The organism is Streptomyces sp. SID13666, from assembly GCF_010548325.1.
Lineage (GTDB): Bacteria > Actinomycetota > Actinomycetes > Streptomycetales > Streptomycetaceae > Actinacidiphila > Actinacidiphila fildesensis.
In genome coordinates, this window is sequence record NZ_JAAGLX010000028.1 from 46,553 (window position 1) to 66,787 (window position 20,235).

Consider the following 20,235-nt stretch of genomic DNA (forward strand, 5'->3'; position numbering starts at 1 on the left):
TAGACGGGGCGGGTGGGTGGGGAACAGCCCGCCGCAGGCGCAACGGTGCCGCTGGCGCCCGCGTACCCGCAACCCCCGCCGGGTGCGTGGCGCAACGGCCGTCCCGGGGCGGCCGAGCCCCGCCGTGAGGCGAAGAGGGCGGGTGGGTGGGGAACAGCCCGCCGTAGGCGGAAGCGGCTCGCACGGGCCGGCGTACCCGTGCTTCCGCCGGTACCGAACTAACCTGCCCGGATGGGCGAACCTCATGAGTTGACGATGCTGCAGCAGGCCGCCGCGGTCCGGGACAGGATTCTCTCGCCAACGGAGTTGGCGCGGCATTACCTCGGGCGGATCGACCGGCTGAACGATGCCGTCGGGGCGTATGTGACCGTGACGCCCGAGCGTGCGCTCGAGGACGCGCGGCGGGCGGAGCGGCGGTTGGCGGAGGGTGGGGTGCTGCCGCCGTTGTTGGGGGTACCGGTGCCGGTGAAGGATCTGACGCCGGTGGCGGGGGTGCGGTGGACGGCGGGGTCGGCGGTGTTCGCGGACCAGGTCGCCGAGTCGGGGACGCACGTCGGGGATCTGCTGCGGGCCGCCGGGACCGTGCTGCTCGGGAAGACGAACACGCCCGAGTTCGGGCTGCCGGCGTACACCGAGGGCCGGGTGGCCCCTCCGGCGAGGAGCCCGTACGACACGGCGCTGATGGCCGGCGGGTCGAGCGGGGGAGCGGCGGCCGCCGTGGCCGCCGGGCTGGCGCCCGCCGCGCACGGGAGCGACGGCGGGGGGTCGATCCGCATCCCGGCGAGCTGCTGCGGGGTGGTGGGGCTGAAGCCGAGCCGGGGGCGGGTGAGCCCGGCGCCGTACGGGGATGTGACGGGGCTGGCGGAGACGGGGCCGATCGCGCGGAACGTGCGGGACACCGCGGCGCTGCTGGATGTGATGGCGGGGCCGGTGCCCGGGGATCCGGTGCCGCTGGCGGCGTCGGGGACGTCGTTCCTGGAGTGGTGCGAGCGGGAGCCGCGGCGGTTGCGGATCGGGCGGTGGGCGCGGCCCGATGTCGATGTGCCGGTGGATCCGGTGGTGCTGGCGGCGTACGAGCGGACGTCGGCGCTGCTGGCGGGGCTGGGCCACGAGGTGGTGGACGTCGAACAGCCGCTCGGGCCCGGGGACCACGGGTCGTTCGATCCGGTGTGGGAGGTGATGGCGCTGCTGGCGCCGGTTCCCGCGGAGCGGGAGGGCGAGTTGATGCCGTTGACGCGGTGGCTGCGGGAGCGCGGCCGGACGGCTTCGGGGGAGCGGTTCGCGACGGCGCTGGGGGCGATGCAGGTGGTGGGGCGGAAGTTCGCGGCGGCGGTGGCACCGTTCGACGCGGTGCTGACGCCGACGCTGGCCCAGCTGCCGCAGCCGGTGGGGGCGTTGCGCGACGACGCGGATCCGGCGGCGGATTTCGCGGCGCAGTACGCGTTCACGCCGTTCACGGGCGCGTGGAACATCGCGGGGCTGCCGGCGGTGTCGTTGCCGGTGGAGTGGACGGACGGCGGGCTGCCGGTCGGGATGATGCTCGGCGCGGCGCACGGTGCGGAGGGCCCGCTGCTGGCGCTCGCGGCCCAGGTGGAGGCGGCGGCGCCGTGGCGGGAGCGGCGGCCGGTGGTTTGGTAGCGGTGCCGGGCGGGGTGGCGGCGTCTGACGGGGTGTCCGGTGGGGTAAGGCTGGGGTGACCCCCACCCCGCACTGTGATCTTGGAGGCCCGATGGACCGGGAGCGGCTGGCCGCGCTGCACGGCGTGGACACGACGTACCGCCCTGGGCCCGACCGGGAGGTCCGGGTGCCGGAGGAGACGGTGGTGGCCGTGCTGGCCGCGCTGGGGGTGGACGCCTCGACGCCGCAGGCGGTGCGGGACGCGCTGGCCGCGTACGAGCACCGCGACCGGCAGCGGCTGCTGCCTCCGTGCACGGTGGTGCGGACCGGCCGGCCGCTGCCGCTCGGGCTCCCCGAGGGGACCCGGGTGCTGATCGAGGCGGAGTCGGGCGAGGTGTTCGACGCCGGTGACTGGGAGCGGATTCCGCTCGGCCGGCACGTGGTGCGGGCGACCGCGCTGGACGGGCGGACGGCGCGGGCCGATCTGGTGATCGCGCCCGAGCGGCTGCCGGGTCCGCCGGGGCGCACGTTCGGCTTCATGGCGCAGCTCTACTCGACGCTGTCGGAGCGCTCCTGGGGGATGGGCGATCTCGGCGATCTCGCGGATCTGGCGGCCTGGTCGGGGCGGGCGCTGGGGGCCGGGTTCCTGCAGATCAATCCGCTGCACATCGCGGTGCCGGGGCGGCCGACGGATCCCTCGCCGTACCGTCCGTCGTCCCGGCGGTTCCCCGATCCGGTGTATCTGCGGGTCGAGGACATCCCGGAGTACGCGTATCTGGCGCCGGACGACCGGGTGCAGGCCGTGGAGCTGGCCGGCCGGCAGGCGGCGCTGCGGGCGGGCGTGCTGTACAAGGACGCGCTGATCGACCGGGACGCGGTGTGGGAGCTGAAGCTGGAGGCGCTGGGGCTGGTGCGGAAGGTGCCGCTGCAGCCGGGGCGCCGGGCCGGGTACGCCGACTTCCTGGCCGAGCAGGGACAGTCGCTGGACGATCACGCCACCTGGTGTGCGCTCGCGGAGGTGCACGGTCCGGATTGGCACGCGTGGCCCGCCGGGCTGCGCGATCCGCGGTCCCCGCAGGTCGCGCGGGCACGCAGCGAGCTGCTCGACCGGGTGGACTTCTACTGCTGGCTCACCTGGCTGACGGATGATCAGCTGGGCGCGGCACAGGCGGCGGCGCGCGCCGCCGGGATGCCGATCGGGATCGTGCACGACCTGGCCGTCGGGGTGCATCCGTCGGGTTCGGACGCATGGGCGATGCAGGACGCGCTGGCGCGGGGCATGTCGGTGGGCGCACCGCCGGACGCGTTCAACTCGCGCGGCCAGGACTGGGGCCTGCCGCCCTGGCGGCCGGACGCGCTGGCGGCCACCGGGTACACCCCGTACCGGGATCTGCTGAGCCGGCTGCTGCGGCATGCGGGGGCGCTGCGGATCGACCATGTGATGGGGCTGTTCCGGCTGTGGTGGGTGCCGGAGGGCCGGCCGCCGACCGAGGGCGCCTATGTCCGGTACGACGCGGAGGCGATGCTCGGAGTGCTCGCCCTGGAGGCGCACCGGGCGGGCGCGGTGGTGATCGGCGAGGACCTGGGGACGGTGGAGAACGGGGTCAGGGAGGAGCTGTCCGACCGCGGCATCCTCGGCACGTCGGTGCTGTGGTTCGAGCGGAACCACGACGGGGACGGCAAGCCGCTGGCGCCGGAGGCGTGGCGGCCGGCCTGTCTGGCCACCGTCACCACGCACGATCTGCCCAGCACGGCCGCCCGGCTGACGGGCGAGCACGTCGAGCTGCGCTACCGGCTGGGGCTGCTGACCCGGCCGCTGGCCGAGGAGCAGGCGGAGGACGCGGCGGAGGTCGCGGAGTGGATCGCGCTGCTCGGCCGGCTGGGGCTGCTGCCGGAGGGGGCGGCCGACGAGGAGGCCGTCGTCAAGGCCGTCCACCGGTTCCTGGCGCGCACCCCGGCGGCGATGGTCGGCGTCTGGCTGCCGGACGCGGTCGGCGACCGCCGCCCGCAGAACCTGCCGGGCACCTGGGACCAGTACCCGAACTGGCGGCTGCCGGTGGCCGACGCGGCGGGCCGGCCGGTCACGCTGGAGCAGCTGGCCGGATCGCCGCGGCTGCACGCGCTGCTGGACGAGGTACGGGCCGCGCTGGCGGCCGGTCCGGAGACCGGCCCTGAGTAACGCTGTCTGCCGTTGCCGCAGGTCGCAGGGACATGGGCGCGTAAAGACATGGGCAAGGACCCCCATAAGGACACCCCGGGCGTGCGGGCCCGGAGGTCGTTCACTACATTGAGGGCGTGGACAAGAAGCTCAACAAGAAGGCCGTGCGCGCCGGGGTCATCACCGCCGGGACGACGCTGATGCTGCTGATGTCGTCCCCCGCGTTCGCGGTCTCCCGCGACGACGGCGACGACCCGGGTTCCGGCCTGAGTGTCGTACAGACCCTCGGCCTCTTCGTGCTCGCGCCGATCGCGCTGTTCGTGATCATCGCCGGCGTGGTGATGGCGACCGACAAGACCCGTAAGCAGCAGCAAGAGCGCGGCTGACGCCTTTCTCCTGCTGGCCCCCTGACCGCATGCGCGGCAGGGGGCTCAGTGCTGTTCCGACGAGCTGAGCAGCTGCCGCAGCAGACCGGAGAGCTGCGCCGCCTGCTCGTCGTCCATCGCGCCGAGAGCCGCCTTCTGCACGGCGAGCCCGGCGCCCACCGCCTCGTGTAGCAGCGTGAGGCCGCGTTCGGTGAGGGTGACCCGCAGGCCGCGGCGGTCGTGTGGGTCCGGGCTGCGCTCGACGAGGCCGGCGCGCTCCAGCTTGTCCAGCCGTCCTGTCATGCCGCCGGTGGTGAGCAGCAGCGTCGAGGAGAGCTCGCGCGGTGACAGGGTGTGCGGCTCACCGGCCCTGCGCAGCGTCGCCAGTACGTCGAACTCGCCGCGGCTGATGCCGAAGCGCCCGTACTCCTTCTCCATCCGGTCGCCGACCGCCCGCGCGATGCGGTAGATGCGGCCGAAGATCGCCATCGGCACGGTGTCGAGGTCGGGGCGGACCTCGTTCCACTGCGCGGTGATCCTGTCCAGGGGATCCGGATCCGGGGCGTTCGCGGGGTCCGGGGCGTCGGGGAGGTCCGGGGAGTCCGGGGCCGGGGTGGTCATACACATCAGTATCGGACGAAGAACAGTCGCTGGCAAGAAAGTAGCTTGACGGTAAGTCGCTTAGAAGTAAGCTACTTATCACCGAGCTACTTCGGGCGACGATCCCAGGAGCGGACATGGCCAGCACCTCGCGAACACGCACTTCACGGATACCCGGCGAGCGGTCCATGCTCGCTGCGATGACCGTCAACGCGGTCGGCTCCGGGATGTACCTCCCCTTCACCCTGATCTTCTTCCACCACGTCACGGGCCTGTCGTTCGCCGCCGTCGGCGCGGTGCTCACGGCGGCCGGGCTCATCGGGCTCACCACGCTGCCGCTGGCCGGCACCGCCGTCGACCGCTTCGGGGCGCGCCGCGTCCAGCTGGTGCTCTTCGGGGTGCGGGGGCTGGGCTTCGCGCTCTACCCGTTCGCGCAGTCGGTGCCCGCCTTCGCCGTCGTCGCCCTGGTCACGATCATCGGCGACGGCGCATTCCCCGCCGTCCAGCAGTCCTTCCTCGGCGAGATCGCCCGCGGCGCCGACCGGGACCGGCTGCAGGCCGCCTCCCGGGCGCTCAGCAACGGCGGGATGGGCGCCGGCGCGCTGCTCGCCTCGCTCGTCGTCGGCTTCGGCGGCGACGCCGGCTTCACCGCGGCGGCCTGGCTCAACGCGGCCAGCTTCATCCTCTCGGCGCTGCTGATGTGGCGGGTTCGCCCGGTCATGGTGGTCAGGGACGCGGCGGCCGTCGCCCGTCAGAAGGCCGGCTACCGGTTGGTGCTCCGTGACCGCCCGTTCCTCGGTCTGACCGCGGCCAACTTCCTCATCGCCCTGGGCTACACCGCGCTGCCCGTCCTGTACCCGCTCTACATCTCCACCTGGCTGCACGGCCCCGAGTCCCTGACCGGCGCCGCCTTCACCGTCAACACCGTGCTGTGCGCCGCGGGCGGCGTCCTGGTCGCGTCCTTCGTCCGCCGCCGCGGCGCCCGCCGCAACCGGTCCGCGGCGCTCGGCGCGGTGCTCTTCGCGGTGGCCTTCGCCGGACAGATCGTGCTCGGCACGGTGCGCCCGCAGGCCGGCTGGGCGATCGGCGCCGGCCTCGCCGTGATCATCACGGTGCACACCATCGGCGAGATGGTGCACAACCCGTCGGCCGGCGCCCTGGCCATCGCCGCCGCCCCGGACGCGGTACGCGGCCGGTACATGGCCGCCTACCAGTTCTCCTGGCAGCTGGTGCGGGCCATCGCCCCGTCGCTCTTCACCGGCCTGATGGCCGTCGACGGCCGGCTCCCGTGGCTGCTGCTCATCGGCACCACGCTCGGCGCGGCGCTCCTCCTGGTGCGGCTGGAGCCGCACCTGGCATCGGACGCCGTCCACCCGGCGGCCCCGCGCCCGGTGGCCGCCTCCCCGAAGCCGGACCTTGTGCCGGCCGCCTGATCGCTGCGGGTTCGCCTGATCGCCTTTTCGCCTGATGGCCCGCTCGCCTGATGGCCCGCCCGTCAGATCGCCTGTTCGGCTGACGGTCCGGTCGCCCGCCCGCCCGCCCGCCCGCTCGCCCGCCCTCCCGCTCGCCTGACCGCTTCATCGCCTGGTCGTCGCCCGGCTTTCGTTCTCGCGGCCCCTGCCCTTGTGACCGCTGTGACCGCTGTTCCTGTGAGGAGTCCGCAGATGTCCCGTCTCTCCACCATCGCCCTCACCGCCCTCGCCCCGCTGGCCTGGGGCTCCACCTACGCGGTCACCACCCAGCTCCTTCCGCCGGACCGCCCGCTGTTCGCCGGGCTGATGCGGGCGCTGCCCGCCGGGCTCGTACTGCTCGCCGCCACCCGGGCGCTGCCGCGCGGGGCCTGGTGGTGGAAGTCGGCGGTGCTCGGCACTCTCAACATCGGCGCCTTCTTCCCGCTGCTGTTCCTCGCCGCCTACCGGCTGCCCGGCGGCGTCGCCTCCGTCGTCGGCTCGGTGGGCCCGCTGTTCGTGGCAGGCCTCGCGGCGGCCCTGCTCAGCGAACGCCCCAGTGCCCGTACGCTCACGGCCGCGGTCATCGGGGCGGTCGGCGTCAGCCTCGTCGTCCTGCGGGCCGGTGCCGGATTCGACGCCCTCGGCCTGCTCGCCGGCGTCGCCGGCTCCGCGAGCATGTCGGCCGGGACCGTCCTGACCAAGCGCTGGGGACGCCCGGAAGGCGTCGGCCCGCTCGCCTTCACCGGCTGGCAGCTCACCGCCGGCGGCCTGCTGATCGCCCCGGTCGCCCTCCTCGTCGAGGGCCTCCCGCCCGCCCTCGACGCCCGCGCCGTCACCGGCTACGCGTACCTGGCCGTCGCCAACACCGCCGCCGCGTACTGGCTCTGGTTCCGCGGCATCGGCCGCCTCCCCGCAACCTCGGTCTCCCTCCTCGGCTTCCTGAGCCCGCTCTCCGCCGCCGCCATCGGCTGGGCGATCCTGGACCAGTCCCTGACCCCCGTCCAACTCCTCGGCATGGCGATCGCGTTCACCGGAACGCTGTTGGGACAGGTGCACTACCAGCGGCGGGGTTCTGTGGCGGTGGCGGGGTCGGGGGCGGTGTCGGTGCCGGTGCTGGTCTCCGTGCCGATGTCGCACCAGACCAGCTTCCCGGAGACACCGAGGATCTCCTCGCCGACCAGGTAGTACCCCCAGTCCTCCGCCAGCTCCCGCACCAGATGCATCCCTCGCCCTCTCTCCGACTCGGCCGGGTCCACCGCCTCGTACACCGGTGGTTCGGCCGAGTCGTCGAATACGGCGAGCCGCAGCGTCTCTTCCCGCCAGTGCACGCGCAACGTCACGACTCCGTCGGAGTGGAGCAGGGCGTTGCCGACGAGCTCGGACGCGAGCAGCTCCGCGACTTCGGCAAGCCGCTCGCATCGATGGGCGGTCAGTACGGCCCGCAAGGTGACGCGGGCGACCCGCGCCCCGCGGAGGTCGTGCGGTAACTGGAGGGAGTAACTCCAGCCGGAGCCGGTTTCGGGGACGAGTGCAGCGATCATGCTGACCTCCTACGGAGAGGGCGGGCCGGTGGCGATGCCCCTGCTGGTAGTACGGGGGTGCTCTTCCGGCTGGCGGGCAGCGCACGATGGAGTCGGGGCGGCAGGAGGCCGCCAACTCCCTTGTGTGAGTTGGTCATTACCGACGGTAGGTCCCACTAGTGGGACGGTGCAATGGTGTTACGCGAGATTCGCGCCAATGGGTGAACCCGTGGCACGGTTACGCTGCACCCTTGGACTGATCGACTTGGGAGGGCCCGCGATGCCGCCAAGGAGCTACCCAACTGCCCGACAGCAGCGCCTCGGAGCGGAGTTGCGCAAGCTGCGCGAGCAGGCGGGCATGACCGGCAGCGACGCCGCGGCGTTCCTCGGCGGTGAGCGGGCCCAGATCAGCCACATCGAGTCCGGCCGGTACGGCGTGAGCGGTGAGCGGGTCCGCCGCCTGGCCACGCACTACTCGGCCAACGACAAGAAGCTCGTCGAGGCGCTGGTCGCCATGGCCGAGGAGCGGGGCAAGGGCTGGTGGGCGGAGTACCGGGGCGTGCTCGCCCCGAGCTTTTTGGATCTGGCCGAGCTGGAACACCACGCGACATTCCTGCGAACCGTCCATATGCTGCACATGCCGGGGTTGTTGCAGAGCGAGCAGTACGCCCGCGCTCTGTTCTCCGGCGGAATCACCGAGCTGTCCCCGTCGGAACTCGACGCCCGCGTGGAGCACCGGCTACGCCGCCGCGCGATCCTTGAACGCCCGGCACCGCCCAAGCTCGACGTGGTCATCCACGAGAGCGCGCTGCGCCTGCGGTACGCAGCCAGGAAGGTAATGCGCGGGCAGTTGGACCTTCTGCTGGAAGCCTCAGAGTGGCCCGCCGTTGACATCCACGTCATTCCGTTCGACGTGGATGAACTAACAGGATCCGCCCAACCGATGCTCTACGCAGGCGGAACCGTGCCGCAGCTGGACACCGTTCAGATCGACGCCGCCTACGGCAGCGGATTCCTCGATGTGGAGGCCCAGCTCGACAACTACCGCGTGCTGTTCCGCTTGCTGTCACAGGTCGCTCTGGGCGCGGAGGAGTCGCGCCGATTCATCCACTCCATTGCACGGGAAATGTGAGACCACACGACATGCGCACCTCCATTGTCTGGCAGAAGTCGTCCTTCTCCGGCGCCGATGAGGGCAACAGCTGCGTCGAGATCGCACCCCTCGCCGGCGCGGTCCTCCTCCGGGAGAGCGACGATCCCGGCGTCATCGTCACCACAACCCCTGCCGCGCTCCGCGCGTTCCTGCGGGATGTCAGGGCCGGAGCGTTCGACATCCTGCGGTGAACCTGGTGGCTGGGGTCAGAGCAGTGCGAAGTGCCCTTCTGCGTCGCTTCGCGCCTTGACCGGGCGGAGGGGAGGCCCCGGCGCTGCGCGCCTGCCAGTGGGGCCGGGTTCGCTGCGCGCCCCGGAGCGGAGTGAGGGCGGTCCGCTGCGCTCCCCTTGCCGGGTGGTGGGGTAGTTGGGGCCGGGGTGCCCTGCGGGTGGTGCTCTTGGGCAGGGGCGGAGCTTGAACCGCTCTCCAGGCCGGGAAAGTGGGGCGGGTGTGACGAGTGATGTCCAACGGGACGTGTGGGGCGGTCTCTCGGCAGACGTGGATCACTAGCGACGGCCAGAACTCAACATGGCGGAACTCCGTCCACACAGACTGATCCATTGCGGGCGGCCAGTTGGCTTCCTATGTGACGTCGGACTCCACTTGTCTGGCGGTTCTGACTCCAGTTGCCGCCTTGGGGACCTCGTTGTGTAAGTGAGTGCGACTCCACCTGCCGGCGTCGGCTGCTCGGTCGGGGCGGCTCTGGGCAGGCCAGGTAATGGATCCCGACACGAGATCTTGTGCCGTCTCCGGGGCCTGGATCTCAGGCGGGGCGCTTGGCCATGACGACTACGCCCGGCCCGCTCCACTCATCCGCGGGGAGCCGGAGTTCGGCGACCGGGTGCAGTCCGGCCTGCTCGATCAGGTCCACGAGCTGCTCCGGCCGCCACTTGTGCGTGGTCCAACGAACGGGCACTCCTCCGTATGCCTCGGTGCGCACCGCGTCCTCGTCGCCGACGTGTGTGCCGGCGATGAAGTGCCCGCCCGGCTTCAGGGCGTATGCGAAATGGGCGAGGACCTGAGGAAGGACATCGCGGGGGAGGTTGAACAGTGACCACCACCCGAGCACGCCACCGAGCGATGCTTCACCGAGGTCGAGCTCGGTGGCGGAGGCGACGCTGAAGCGGCAATGCGGATGAAGACGGCGCGCGTTCTCGATCATGCGGGGAGAGAGATCCACCCCAGATACGTCGAGTCCACGTTCGGCGAGGTAGCCGGTCACTGTGCCGGGGCCGCAACCGACGTCGAGGACGGGCTCGAACTCGCCCACGGTGTCGGCGAAGGCGTCGATCGACGCCTTGAGCCAGGGATGGCGACGGATGTCACCCATGCCCGTCGTCACCACCATGTGGGCGTAGTTGTCGGCCACCTGGTCATAGGACTCACGGACGACGTCGAGATCGGCCGGACGGTCGATATGGTCTGCGCGCATCAGCCAACAATAGGACGGCGGCCTTGGAGAGTGCGTTGTCCGAGGTGCGCAAAGCTCAGCGCACAGCGCCGCCACAGGTGTCTTGACCAGCGGCGCTGGCGGGATTCGGGTGCGAGCCTGCGCGACGCGCCGCCCCACTCCGCTGGAGTCGGAACTCACCTACCACTGGTCTCAAGACTCACTTACAAGGCCAAGAGGTCGGGATACGCCCCCACCACCAGGCGAGGGGCCCGCCCGGGGAGCGCAGCGGACCGGATTCCCTGCGCGACGCCGGGCCGCGCAGCGGACCGCCCCACTGGCAGGCGCGCAGCGCCGGGGCCTCCCCCTCCGCCCGGTCAAGGCGCGAAGCGACGCAGAAAACCACTCCGTACTGCTCTGGCCACAGCCACCACGTGACCGCAAGAGGTCGAACCCGTTGCCGCAGGCCGCGCCCGCTACGGCGCCACCGCCACACCCAGTGCGGCGGTGCCCATGGGTTTGGGGGCGCCTTCTTCGTAGAAGGTGTCGACTTCTCTGATGGTGAAACCGGCGGTCGTCAGCATCTCGACGGTCGGGCGGGTGAGGTGGCAGCCGCCGAGGAGGCGTTTGTTCATCGGCTCCAGGCGGCGTTGCCAGCGGCGGACGTTCTCGTCCGTCTCCGGAGCCAGCCCGTGTTCGACGAAGTGCAGGGTTCCGCCGGGCTTGAGGACGCGGCGGACCTCGCGCAGGGCGGCGTCGGCGTCGGGGATGGTGCACAGGGTCCAGGTGGAGAGGGCGGCGTCGAAGCTGTCGTCGGCGAAGGGCAGGGACTGGCCGTCCAGGCCGGCGCGGCGTACCGGGACCGTTGCCGCCCTGACCCGGTCCGCGGCGAGCCGCCAGCCGACGTCGGAGGGCTCGATCGCGGTCACGCCGGTGACGGTCGCCGGGTAGTAGGGAACGTTGTGCCCCGTGCCGAATCCGATCTCTATGACTTCGCCCTCCAGGCCCTCGCAGACCCGCTGTCGCAGCGGCACGGCCACCTTCATCCCGCATGCGAAGTTGATGATCCGCGGCACGACCTGTTCGCCATAGATTCCCATCACGACCTCCGCGTCCTCTTCCAGGATGGCACCGGAGTGGGAGTGATGCATTGTTTAGGGCTACTGAACATATTCGTCAGAAACATTCGATGGACCTGATCGGTTGGCCGGGGTGACAGTGGGGACACCGCCCACCGAAGGAGCCACGTGACCGTCCTGGACCACGCCCGCACGACCGCCACCCGCACGACCCGCACCCCCGTCGGATCCGGAACCGGAACCGGAACGGGATCCGGAGCCGGATCCGGGCTCCTCCTCGCGGCCGTCGCGCCCGTCGTCTGGTCCGGGAGCTTCGTCGTCTCCCGGGCGCTGCACGACAGCGTGCCGCCCGTGCAGGCGGCGTTCTGGCGGTGGGTGATCGCGCTGGTCGCGGTCGCGCCGTTCGCGGTGCGGCAGGCGTGGCGGGAACGGGCGCTGCTGAGACGTCACTTCGGGTACGTCGCCCTCGCCGCGCTGCTCGGCATCACCGTGTACAACACGCTGGTCAACCAGGCCGGGGTCACCACCTCCGCGAGCAACATGGGCATGATCATGGCGGCCGCGCCGGTGCTGATCGCCGTCTTCGCCCGGCAGCGGATCGGCGGACGGCGGGCCGTGGGGCTGGTGATCGCGCTCGTGGGTGTGCTCACGCTGCTGGACAAGGGCTCCCCGGCGGCGCTGCTCCGCCTCGACTTCACCACCGGCGATCTGTGGATGCTCGCCGCCGCCCTGTCGTTCGCCGGGTACAGCGCGCTGCTGCGCCGCAAGCCGGCCCGGATCGGCCAACTGCCTTTCCTGTTCGCCACCTTCGCGCTCGGGGCGACGCTCCTGGCGCCGGTGTACGTCGTCAGTCTCGTGACGCAGGGCGGCTTCGCGCCCTCCACCGGGACGGTGGGGCCGCTGCTCTACGTCGGGGTGTGTTCCTCGGCTGTCGCCTTCTTCGCCTGGAACAAGGCCATCGCGCTCATCGGCCCGGCCCGCGCGGGAATCGTCTACTACCTGCAGCCCGTCTGCGTCGCACTGCTCTCGTTCGCCCTGCTCGGCGAACGCACCGGCCCGCTGCAGATCCTCTGCATGGCGCTGATCCTGGCCGGTGTCGCGCTCGGCGCCTCCGGTCCGGTCACCGCCAGGCGGTGATCAGTTCCTCGGGCCCCACGGCCTGGACGCCGTCCACCGACACGCCGCTGCGCGCCACCGCGATCAGCGGCGTCGAGGTGTCCGCGCCGGGCAGCCGGGAGCGATGGACGATCAGCTTCGCGAGGTCGTGCGCGTCGAAGGGCCGTTTCTCCAGCCACTTGACCGAGCCGACAGCCGTGATGCGCTTGGCGATCGGCCCCCGGTCGGCCGCGACGATGTCGATCTCGGGATCGTTGTTGCGGGTCCAGTAGCCGCCGACCGCGCCGGTGTCGTCCGGCACCCCGCCCACCCGCATGCGGAAGAGGGCGTCACGCACCACGGGTTCGATCGCCCGCCCGCGCCACGAGGTCCACGTCTGCAGGATGCGCGCGAACGTCAGGTCGCCCCGGCCGCGTTCGATCTCGGACATGTACGGTCCGAGCAGAGCGAGCCAGAAGCGCAGGTGCGGGTCGGCGACGTAGTAGCGGGTCTCCTTGGAGGGGCGGGTCGACAGCGGGGTGATGGCCTCCACCACCCGCTTGGCGGTGAGCAGTTGGAGCGAACGGTTGAGACTGGTGGGGGGGAGGTCACCGGCCGCCCGGCCGATCAGGGTGCGGGTCCGCTCACCCGAACCGATGGCCCCCAGGACCAATCGCGCCTGTGCGTCGGCCGGGAACTCGGCGGCCAGTGACCGCTCCCCGCTCACCAGCAGCGCGGACGTCGGGTCCTCGACGACCTCGGCGAGGTAGTCGAAGACCCCCGCGCCCCGGGGCCACTCCTCCAGGACGAGCGGCAGCCCGCCGGAGACGAGGAAGGCGTCGAAGGCGTCGGCGGGCGGCAGCTGCAGCATCTCGGCCACGTCGGCGGGGCTCAGCGCGGGAACCACCATCTCGGTGCCGCGCTGGTGGAACGGGCGGTCGTAGTCGTTGAGCCGCTCCATCATCGCCAGATCGGAGCCGACGCAGAGCAGCAGCACCGGCTTCCTGGACAGTTCCCGGTCGAAGAGTTTCTGGAGGGTGCCCTCGAAGCCGGCGTCGTTCTTTATCAGGTACGGCATCTCGTCGAGGACGACGGCGCTCGGCCGGTCGTCGGGCAGGGCGGCGACCAGCAGGCGCAGGGCGGCGTCCCAGTCCCTGGGCGACTGGCCGATCAGGGTCGCGGCGCCGGGCAGGTCGGATGCCGCGGCGGTCTCGACGAACATCCGCAGGTCCGCCTCCGGGTTGGACTGCTGCGAGGCGGTGAAGAAGACGCTCGGCAGCCCGGAGCGCTCGATGAACTCCTCGACCAGCCGTGACTTCCCCACCCGGCGGCGGCCGCGGATCAGCATCGCCTTGCCCGGCCGTCCGGTCCGCCCGCCGTCCGCGACGCGCCGCAGCATGCGGTTCAGCGCGGCGAGCTCCGGCTCCCGGCCGATGAAGTTGTCCATCACGGCCACCCGATCAATAGGTCCATATGTGGTACAACCAAAATTGAATATACCAGAAATGGATGTGTTGTGCGTCACTCAGGACACGCGTGAGGCCCCGGACCTGGGGTCCGGGGCCTCACGCGGAGCCGGTACTACGCGGTGGCCGCCGCCGCGTCCGCCGCCTGGGCCTTCAGAGCGCGTTCCACACCCGAGCGGGACTCGATGACGAGCCGGCGCAGGGCCGGCACCGGGGTCGCCGAGGCGAGCCAGGCGTCGGTGGCGTCCAGGGTGTCCTGGGAGACCTGGAGGGCCGGGTAGAGACCGATCACGATCTGCTGGGCGATCTCGTGGCTGCGCGAGTCCCAGACGCCCTTGACCGCGCTGAAGTACCGCTCGGTGTAGGGCGCGAGGAGCTCACGCTGGTCGGTCTGGACGAAGCCGCCGATCGCGGACTCCTGCAGGGAGTTCGCGAGCTTGTCGTCCTCGACGACCGCGGCCCAGACCGCGGCCTTGGCGTCGGCGGTCGGACGGGCGGCGCGGGCGCCGGCCGCGTGCTCCTCGCCGGCCGAGGTCGGGTCGAGGGCGAGCTCCGCCGCGATGGCCGCCTCGTCCGCCTGACCGGTCGCCACGAGCCGGTGCAGCAGGGACCAGCGCAGCTCGGTGTCGACGGCCAGGCCGTCGATGACCTGCGTGCCGTCCAGCAGCCCGGCGAGCAGCCCGAGCTGCTCCGGGGTGCGGGCGGTCGCCGAGAAGGCGCGGGCCCACGCGAGCTGGTGGTCGCTGCCGGGGGCGGCGGCGCGCAGCTGCTCCAGTGCGGCCTCCGTCCAGCGGGCCAGGCCGGTGTCGCGCCAGGCCGGGTCGGCGTACAGGTCGAGCGCGAGCTTGAGCTGGCGGTGCAGCGACTGGACGACGCCGATGTCCGACTCCTTGGTGATGCCGGAGAGCACCAGTTCCAGGTAGTCGCGGGTGGCGAGCTCGCCGTCACGCGTCATGTCCCAGGCCGCGGACCAGATCAGGGCGCGGGGGAGGGACTCGGTGAAGTCGCCGAGGTGGTCGCGGACGACGGCGAGGGACTCGTCGTCGAGGCGGACCTTGGCGTACGTCAGGTCGTCGTCGTTCAGCAGGATCACCGCGGGGCGCGCGGTGTTCTGCGGGAACGGCACCTCGGTCAGCTCGCCGTCGACGTCCAGCTCGATACGGCTGGTGCGGACCAGCTTGCCGTCCTGGAGGTCGTAGCAGCCGACGGCGATGCGGTGCGGCCGCAGCACGGCCTCGCCCTTGGCGCCGGCCGGCAGCGCCGGGGCCTCCTGGCGGACCGCGAAGGACGTGATCGTGCCGTCCTCGGCGAGGGTGATCTCCGGGCGCAGGATGTTGATGCCCGCGGTCTCGAGCCACGCCTTCGACCAGCTCTTCAGGTCGCGGCCGGAGGTCTTCTCCAGCGCGCCGAGCAGGTCGGACAGCTGGGTGTTGCCCCAGGCGTGCTGCTTGAAGTACGCCTGCACGCCGGCGAAGAACTCGTCCATGCCGACGTAGGCGACGAGCTGCTTGAGCACCGAGGCGCCCTTGGCGTACGTGATGCCGTCGAAGTTGACCAGGACGTCGTCGAGGTCGTTGATCTCCGCCATGATCGGGTGGGTGGACGGCAGCTGGTCCTGCCGGTACGCCCAGGTCTTCATGGAGTTGGCGAACGTGGTCCACGACTGCGGGAACTTGCTGCCCGGCGCGTACGCCTGGCAGGCGATCGAGGTGTACGTGGCGAACGACTCGTTCAGCCAGAGGTCGTTCCACCACTCCATGGTGACCAGGTCGCCGAACCACATGTGGGCCAGCTCGTGCAGGATGGTCTCGGCGCGCGTCTCGTACGCCGCGTCCGTCACCTTGGAACGGAAGACGTACTGGTCACGGATGGTGACCGCGCCCGCGTTCTCCATCGCGCCGGCGTTGAACTCCGGTACGAAGAGCTGGTCGTACTTGGCGAACGGGTACGGGAAGTCGAACTTCTCCTCGAACCAGTCGAAGCCCTGCCGCGTGACCTCGAAGATCGCGTCCGCGTCCAGGAACTCGGCCAGCGACGGGCGGCAGTAGATCGCCAGCGGGACGCTGCGGCCCTCGCCCTCCCACGTGCTGTGCACGGCCGTGTACGGGCCGGCGATCAGCGCGGTGATGTACGAGGAGATGCGCGGCGTCGGCTCGAAGCGCCAGACGTTGTCCTTGACGTCCTCGGCCTTGGGCGTCGGGGAGTTGGAGATGACCGTCCAGCCCGCCGGGGCCTTCACCGTGAACCGGAAGGTGCCCTTGAGGTCGGGCTGCTCAAAGCTGGCGAAGACGCGGCGCGCGTCCGGCACCTCGAACTGGGTGTACAGGTATGCCTGCTTGTCGACCGGGTCGACGAAACGGTGCAGGCCCTCACCGGTGTTGGTGTAGGCGCAGTCCGCGACGACGCGCAGCTCGTTACGGCCGGCCGGCAGCGACGGCAGGGCGATGCGCGAGTCCGCGAACACCTCCGCCGGGTCGAGCGCGGTGCCGTTCAGCACCACTTCGTGCAGGGTCGGGGCGACCAGGTCGATGAATGAGGACCCCGCCGTCGCGGCATCGAAACGCACCGTGGTCACCGAGCGGAAGGTGCCCCCGTCCTGCGCGCCGCTCAGGTCGAGGTCGATCTCGTACGCGTCCACGGTGAGAAGGCGAGCACGCTGCTGCGCCTCCTCGCGGGTGAGGTTCGTGCCAGGCACGGTAGGCCACTCCTTAATGAAGACTGACCGCCATCCTCGCACGCTGCGCGGGCCGGGATCAGGGTCTGCACCAGCTCCGGCCTCGGGTTTTCCCCACCCCCAAGACGCCGGGAACCGGCATGGTCCGGGACCCCGGGTGATCCGTAACTTCGGAAGGGTCGTCGGCAACCGAAACAGAGGACATCATGCGACTCCGGTCGAAGCACTCCAGCACCGCCCCCACGGCCCCCGCGGCGCCGCAGTACCCGCCGCGGACCAGCGGTGACACCGCGCCCGGCCGTACCGGGACGGGCTCAAGTGCCGCCGTCGAGCTGCGCTCGGTCCGCCGTACCTACGGCCGCGGCGACTCCACCGTGCACGCGCTGCGCGGCATCGACCTGGCGCTGCCGCGGGGCAGCTTCACCGCGGTGATGGGCCCCTCCGGTTCCGGCAAGAGCACCTTCCTGCAGTGCGCCGCCGGGCTCGACAAGCCGACGGCCGGCACCGTGCACCTCGGCGGCGCCGACATCACCGGTCTCAACGAGAACAAGCTCACCCAGCTGCGCCGCAGCCGCATCGGCTTCATCTTCCAGTCCTTCAACCTGTTGCCGTCGCTCACCGTGCAGCAGAACGTGCTGCTGCCGCAGCGGCTGGCCGGAGCCCGCCCCGACCGGCGGCGGGCGGCCCAGCTGCTCGCGCAGGTCGGCCTCGAAGGGTACGGAAGCCGGCGGCCCGGACAGCTGTCCGGCGGCCAGCAGCAGCGGGTGGCCATCGCCCGCGCCCTGATCACCGCGCCCGAGGTGGTGTTCGCCGACGAGCCGACCGGCGCCCTGGACACCAACACCGCCCGCGAGGTGCTGGGTCTGCTGCGGCACGCCGTGGACCGGCTCGGCGCCACCGTCGTCATGGTCACCCACGACCCGGTCGCCGCCTCCTTCGCGGACCGGGTGCTCTTCCTCGCCGACGGTTCGTTCGCCGGCCACCTGGAGCGTCCGGAGCCGACGGAGATCGCCGACCACATGGTCGCGCTGACCACCGGCGCCCGCCCGGAGCGCGTTGCGAGGGCCGCCGCGTGAACGGTCTCGCCCGCGCCTCCGTGCGCTTCCGGCCGGCGTCCTTCGCCGGCACGTTCATCGCCCTGCTCTTCGCCGCCGCCATCATGACCGCCTGCGGCACCCTGCTGCAGACCGGGATCGTGGCGCACCTCACGCCCGAGCGCTACGCCGGTGCCCCGGTGGTCGTCGCCGCCGACCAGCACGCCCGGATGACCGTCGGCCACGGCGAGGACCGCGACGAGGAGGCCGAGCCGCTGCCCGACCGGGCCCGCGTCGACGCCGGGCTCGCGGACCGTATCGCCCGTGAACCGGGCGTCGCCGCGGCCGTGCCCGACGTGGCCTTCCCCGTGCAGAGCAAGGCGCTGCCGGCGCTGACCGGCCGCGATTGGTCGGCCACCGCGATCGGCACCGCCCCGGCCGCGAAGCCGCTCGCCGAGGGCCGCGCCCCGGCGGCGGGCGAGGTCGCCCTCGACGCCGCGACGGCGCACGCCGCGAAGCTCGGCACCGGCGACACCGTCACCCTCGTCACGCCCGCCGGCACCGGCGGTTACCGGATCTCCGGTCTGACGGCGGAGGGGTCGGGTTCCGCCACCGCCTGGTTCGAGGACGCGGCGGCGGGCCGGCTCGCCGGCCACCAGGGTCAGGCGGACGCCATCGCCGTCTACGCACGTACCGGTGTCAGCACCGAGCAGCTCGCCGGACAGGTCGAGCACGCCGTCGGCGGGCACGCCCTGGTGCAGACCGGGGAAGACCGCGGTGAGGTCGAACACCCCGAACTCGCGGGGGGCAAGGAGATGCTGGTGGGACTGGGCGGCTCCTTCGGCGGCATCGCCGCCATGACCGCGATCTTCGTCGTCATGGGCACCGTCGCCCTCGCCATCGGCCAGCGCAGCCGGGAGATCGCCCTGCTGCGGGCGATCGGCGCGACCCCACGGCAGATCCGCCGCACCGTCGCCACCGAGGCGATGATCGTCGCCCCGCTCGCCGGCGCGGCCGGCATCCTGCCGGGACTGGCGCTCGCCCACTGGTGGTTCGGCCAGCTCGCCGACCGCGGCGCGGTGCCTGCCGGACTGGAGGTTTCCACCGGCTGGATCCCCATGGTCAGCGCGGTCGGCGCGGGCCTGCTCGGCTCGCTCGTCGCCGGTTATCTGGCCGCCCGCCGGCCCTCCAAGGCCCGGCCCAGCCAGGCGCTGGGCGAGGCGGCGGTGGAGCGGGGACGCCCCGGGCCCGTCCGTACGGTGCTCGGCGTGGCGGCCCTCGCCGGCGGCATCGTCACGGCGTCGCTCGCGGCCCACGCCACGGGGGAGGACGCGGCCAACATCGCGCTCGGCGTCGTGATGCTCTTCATGCTCAGCGTCGCGCTGCTCGGACCCGTCGTCGCCTGGCTCGCCGCCACCGTCCTCGGACTGCCGCTGCGAGCGGGGGCCGCGCCCGCTGCGCTCGCCGCCGCCAACGCCCGTGCCAACTCCCGCCGGCTGGCCTCCGCGATCACCCCGATCGTGCTGGTCATCGCCTTCTGCGGCACGTTGGTCTTCATGCAGAGCACCATCAAGCACGTCTCCGCGGAGCAGGTGCGCGACGGCGTGGTCGCCGACCAGATCGTCAGCGGCACCGGCGCGGGACTGCCGTCCACGACCGCCGCCGAGGCGGCGCGGGTGAAGGGCGTGGACGCGGCCGTCGGCGTCCTGCGCACCGGGGTCCTCTACCGCTCGGCCGGCTCCTTCATCGGCGCCTCCACGCTGGGGGTCTCCGGGAACCCGGCCGACCTGGCCAAGGTGCTCGACGTCGGCGTCAAGGAGGGCTCGCTGACCGGGCTGGCGGCGAACGACACCGTCGCGCTGAACAGCCTGCTCGCCGACACCGCCAAGGTCTCGGTCGGCGACCGTATGGAACTGCGGCTCGGCGACGGCACAACGGTGCACCCCCGGGTCGTCGCCCTCTATGAGCGCGGTCTGGGCCTCGGCGAGGTACTGATGCCGCGCGCCGCGGTCGCCGGACATGTGTCGGTCGCGTACGACAGCCAGGTGCTGGTCCGTGACATGGAGGGCGCCGACCGGGCCGCCGTCGCGAGTGCGCTGCAGCGGCTCGACGCCCCCGGCGTCGCGGTCACCGACCGGGCCGGCTACACCGCCCAGGTCGACAAGGACCTGGAGCTCAACGCCTGGGCCAACCGCGTGATGGCCGCGGTGCTCGGCGGATTCGCCGCCGTCGCTGCCGCCAACACCCTGGTCATGACGGTCCTCGACCGGCGCCGCGAGGTCGCCCTGCTGCGGCTGGCGGGCACCACCCGCCGCCAGGTGCTCGGGATGATGCGCTGGGAGGCGCTGCTCGTCGGCACCGCAGGGCTGGTGATCGGAACGGCCATCGCCTGGGCGACGCTCAGCCCGATCGCCCGCGGGCTGACCGGCGGCGCCCCGTACGTACCGCCCACCGTGGCGGCCGCCATCGCCGGCGGTGTGCTCCTGCTGGGCCTGGCCGCCACCGGCCTGCCGGCCCGGGCGCTGCTCCGCACCCGCCCGATCGAGGCGGGCGCGGGCCGCGAGTAGCGGACGCCGGGGAACACGACGGGGCGGGTGCTCGTGGGAGCACCCGCCCCGAGGCGGTTCTACAGT

General features: G+C 72.1%; 15 protein-coding genes and 1 pseudogene. 10 read left to right on the plus strand and 6 right to left on the minus strand.

From position 1 onward, the window contains the following. The first annotated feature begins 231 nt into the window (after positions 1 to 231). The 3 genes from G3I60_RS29035 to G3I60_RS29045 all read left to right on the plus strand — a co-directional run bounded on the left by G3I60_RS29035 (position 232) and on the right by G3I60_RS29045 (position 4,161). Positions 232 to 1,638 (plus strand): amidase, encoded by a 1,407-nt coding sequence (locus tag G3I60_RS29035; RefSeq protein WP_203674130.1) that lies wholly within the window; start codon positions 232 to 234, stop codon positions 1,636 to 1,638. Positions 1,639 to 1,729: 91 nt separating this feature from the next. Next, positions 1,730 to 3,796: a 4-alpha-glucanotransferase gene (gene malQ, locus G3I60_RS29040; RefSeq protein WP_164607922.1), complete on the plus strand. Its 2,067-nt coding sequence runs from the start codon at positions 1,730 to 1,732 to the stop codon at positions 3,794 to 3,796. Positions 3,797 to 3,912: 116 nt separating this feature from the next. Further along, positions 3,913 to 4,161: a hypothetical protein gene (locus tag G3I60_RS29045; protein WP_164295709.1), complete on the plus strand. Its 249-nt coding sequence runs from the start codon at positions 3,913 to 3,915 to the stop codon at positions 4,159 to 4,161. Positions 4,162 to 4,206: 45 nt separating this feature from the next. On the opposite strand, the gene G3I60_RS29050 is transcribed toward G3I60_RS29045, so the two are convergent. Continuing rightward, complete coding sequence (locus tag G3I60_RS29050; RefSeq protein WP_164295710.1) at positions 4,207 to 4,761, minus strand: MarR family winged helix-turn-helix transcriptional regulator; 555 nt, start codon at positions 4,759 to 4,761, stop codon at positions 4,207 to 4,209. Between the two features lie 179 nt (positions 4,762 to 4,940). Between G3I60_RS29050 and G3I60_RS29055 the strand changes: the two genes are divergently transcribed. Together G3I60_RS29055 and G3I60_RS29060 are read left to right on the plus strand one after the other, a co-directional pair. Further along, positions 4,941 to 6,173: an MFS transporter gene (locus G3I60_RS29055; protein ID WP_239070368.1), complete on the plus strand. Its 1,233-nt coding sequence runs from the start codon at positions 4,941 to 4,943 to the stop codon at positions 6,171 to 6,173. 231 nt (positions 6,174 to 6,404) lie between these two features. After that, the gene (locus G3I60_RS29060; RefSeq protein WP_164607924.1) at positions 6,405 to 7,376 is read left to right on the plus strand and encodes an EamA family transporter; all 972 of its coding nucleotides are present in this window, start codon (positions 6,405 to 6,407) and stop codon (positions 7,374 to 7,376) included. An 11-nt stretch (positions 7,377 to 7,387) separates the two neighbouring features. Here the strand turns inward: G3I60_RS29060 and G3I60_RS46890 are convergent. Continuing rightward, positions 7,388 to 7,732 (minus strand): annotated as a pseudogene (locus G3I60_RS46890) (ATP-binding protein); the annotation flags it as partial. Between the two features lie 259 nt (positions 7,733 to 7,991). Here G3I60_RS46890 and G3I60_RS29070 point away from each other — a divergent pair. After that, entirely contained in the window at positions 7,992 to 8,843 is an 852-nt protein-coding gene (locus G3I60_RS29070; protein WP_164295740.1) for a helix-turn-helix transcriptional regulator, read from the plus strand. Between the two features lie 11 nt (positions 8,844 to 8,854). Then, a complete protein-coding gene (locus G3I60_RS29075) occupies positions 8,855 to 9,055 on the plus strand; it encodes a DUF397 domain-containing protein (RefSeq protein ID WP_164295713.1) in 201 nt (66 codons plus the stop codon). A 572-nt stretch (positions 9,056 to 9,627) separates the two neighbouring features. Here the strand turns inward: G3I60_RS29075 and G3I60_RS29080 are convergent. Together G3I60_RS29080 and G3I60_RS29085 are read right to left on the minus strand one after the other, a co-directional pair. Next, the gene (locus tag G3I60_RS29080) at positions 9,628 to 10,296 is read right to left on the minus strand and encodes a class I SAM-dependent methyltransferase (protein ID WP_164295714.1); all 669 of its coding nucleotides are present in this window, start codon (positions 10,294 to 10,296) and stop codon (positions 9,628 to 9,630) included. A gap of 434 nt (positions 10,297 to 10,730) precedes the next feature. Further along, positions 10,731 to 11,354 (minus strand): class I SAM-dependent methyltransferase, encoded by a 624-nt coding sequence (locus tag G3I60_RS29085; protein WP_164295715.1) that lies wholly within the window; start codon positions 11,352 to 11,354, stop codon positions 10,731 to 10,733. Positions 11,355 to 11,501: 147 nt separating this feature from the next. Here G3I60_RS29085 and G3I60_RS29090 point away from each other — a divergent pair, with 147 nt between their 5' ends. Next, on the plus strand, positions 11,502 to 12,470 hold the full coding sequence (locus G3I60_RS29090; protein ID WP_164295716.1) for a DMT family transporter: 969 nt from the start codon (positions 11,502 to 11,504) through the stop codon (positions 12,468 to 12,470). On the opposite strand, the gene G3I60_RS29095 is transcribed toward G3I60_RS29090, so the two are convergent. Together G3I60_RS29095 and pepN are read right to left on the minus strand one after the other, a co-directional pair. Further along, complete coding sequence (locus tag G3I60_RS29095; RefSeq protein WP_164295717.1) at positions 12,454 to 13,875, minus strand: DUF234 domain-containing protein; 1,422 nt, start codon at positions 13,873 to 13,875, stop codon at positions 12,454 to 12,456. The genes G3I60_RS29090 and G3I60_RS29095 overlap by 17 nt on opposite strands. A 134-nt stretch (positions 13,876 to 14,009) precedes the next feature. Continuing rightward, a complete protein-coding gene (pepN, locus tag G3I60_RS29100; protein WP_164295718.1) occupies positions 14,010 to 16,589 on the minus strand; it encodes an aminopeptidase N in 2,580 nt (859 codons plus the stop codon). 185 nt (positions 16,590 to 16,774) lie between these two features. Here pepN and G3I60_RS29105 point away from each other — a divergent pair, with 185 nt between their 5' ends. Both G3I60_RS29105 and G3I60_RS29110 read left to right on the plus strand, forming a co-directional pair. Then, positions 16,775 to 17,644 carry an ABC transporter ATP-binding protein gene (locus tag G3I60_RS29105; RefSeq protein ID WP_164295719.1) on the plus strand — a complete coding sequence of 290 codons (870 nt, stop codon included), beginning with the start codon at positions 16,775 to 16,777 and terminating at the stop codon, positions 17,642 to 17,644. Beyond that, entirely contained in the window at positions 17,641 to 20,169 is a 2,529-nt protein-coding gene (locus tag G3I60_RS29110) for an FtsX-like permease family protein (protein ID WP_343241452.1), read from the plus strand. Before G3I60_RS29105 ends, G3I60_RS29110 begins: the two co-directional genes overlap by 4 nt. Positions 20,170 to 20,235: the final 66 nt, after the last annotated feature.

What these genes read in the sequence shown, in the direction of transcription:
- G3I60_RS29070 (WP_164295740.1), top strand. Translation starts at nt 7,992, where the DNA reads ATGCCGCCAAGGAGCTACCCAACTGCCCGACAGCAGCGCCTCGGAGCG.
- malQ (WP_164607922.1), top strand. Translation starts at nt 1,730, where the DNA reads ATGGACCGGGAGCGGCTGGCCGCGCTGCACGGCGTGGACACGACGTAC.
- G3I60_RS29105 (WP_164295719.1), top strand. Translation starts at nt 16,775, where the DNA reads ATGCGACTCCGGTCGAAGCACTCCAGCACCGCCCCCACGGCCCCCGCG.
- G3I60_RS29060 (WP_164607924.1), top strand. Translation starts at nt 6,405, where the DNA reads ATGTCCCGTCTCTCCACCATCGCCCTCACCGCCCTCGCCCCGCTGGCC.
- G3I60_RS29095 (WP_164295717.1), bottom strand. Translation starts at nt 13,875, where the DNA reads ATGGACAACTTCATCGGCCGGGAGCCGGAGCTCGCCGCGCTGAACCGC.
- G3I60_RS29035 (WP_203674130.1), top strand. Translation starts at nt 232, where the DNA reads ATGGGCGAACCTCATGAGTTGACGATGCTGCAGCAGGCCGCCGCGGTC.
- G3I60_RS29050 (WP_164295710.1), bottom strand. Translation starts at nt 4,761, where the DNA reads ATGACCACCCCGGCCCCGGACTCCCCGGACCTCCCCGACGCCCCGGAC.
- G3I60_RS29055 (WP_239070368.1), top strand. Translation starts at nt 4,941, where the DNA reads ATGACCGTCAACGCGGTCGGCTCCGGGATGTACCTCCCCTTCACCCTG.
- G3I60_RS29075 (WP_164295713.1), top strand. Translation starts at nt 8,855, where the DNA reads ATGCGCACCTCCATTGTCTGGCAGAAGTCGTCCTTCTCCGGCGCCGAT.
- G3I60_RS29085 (WP_164295715.1), bottom strand. Translation starts at nt 11,354, where the DNA reads ATGGGAATCTATGGCGAACAGGTCGTGCCGCGGATCATCAACTTCGCA.
- G3I60_RS29080 (WP_164295714.1), bottom strand. Translation starts at nt 10,296, where the DNA reads ATGCGCGCAGACCATATCGACCGTCCGGCCGATCTCGACGTCGTCCGT.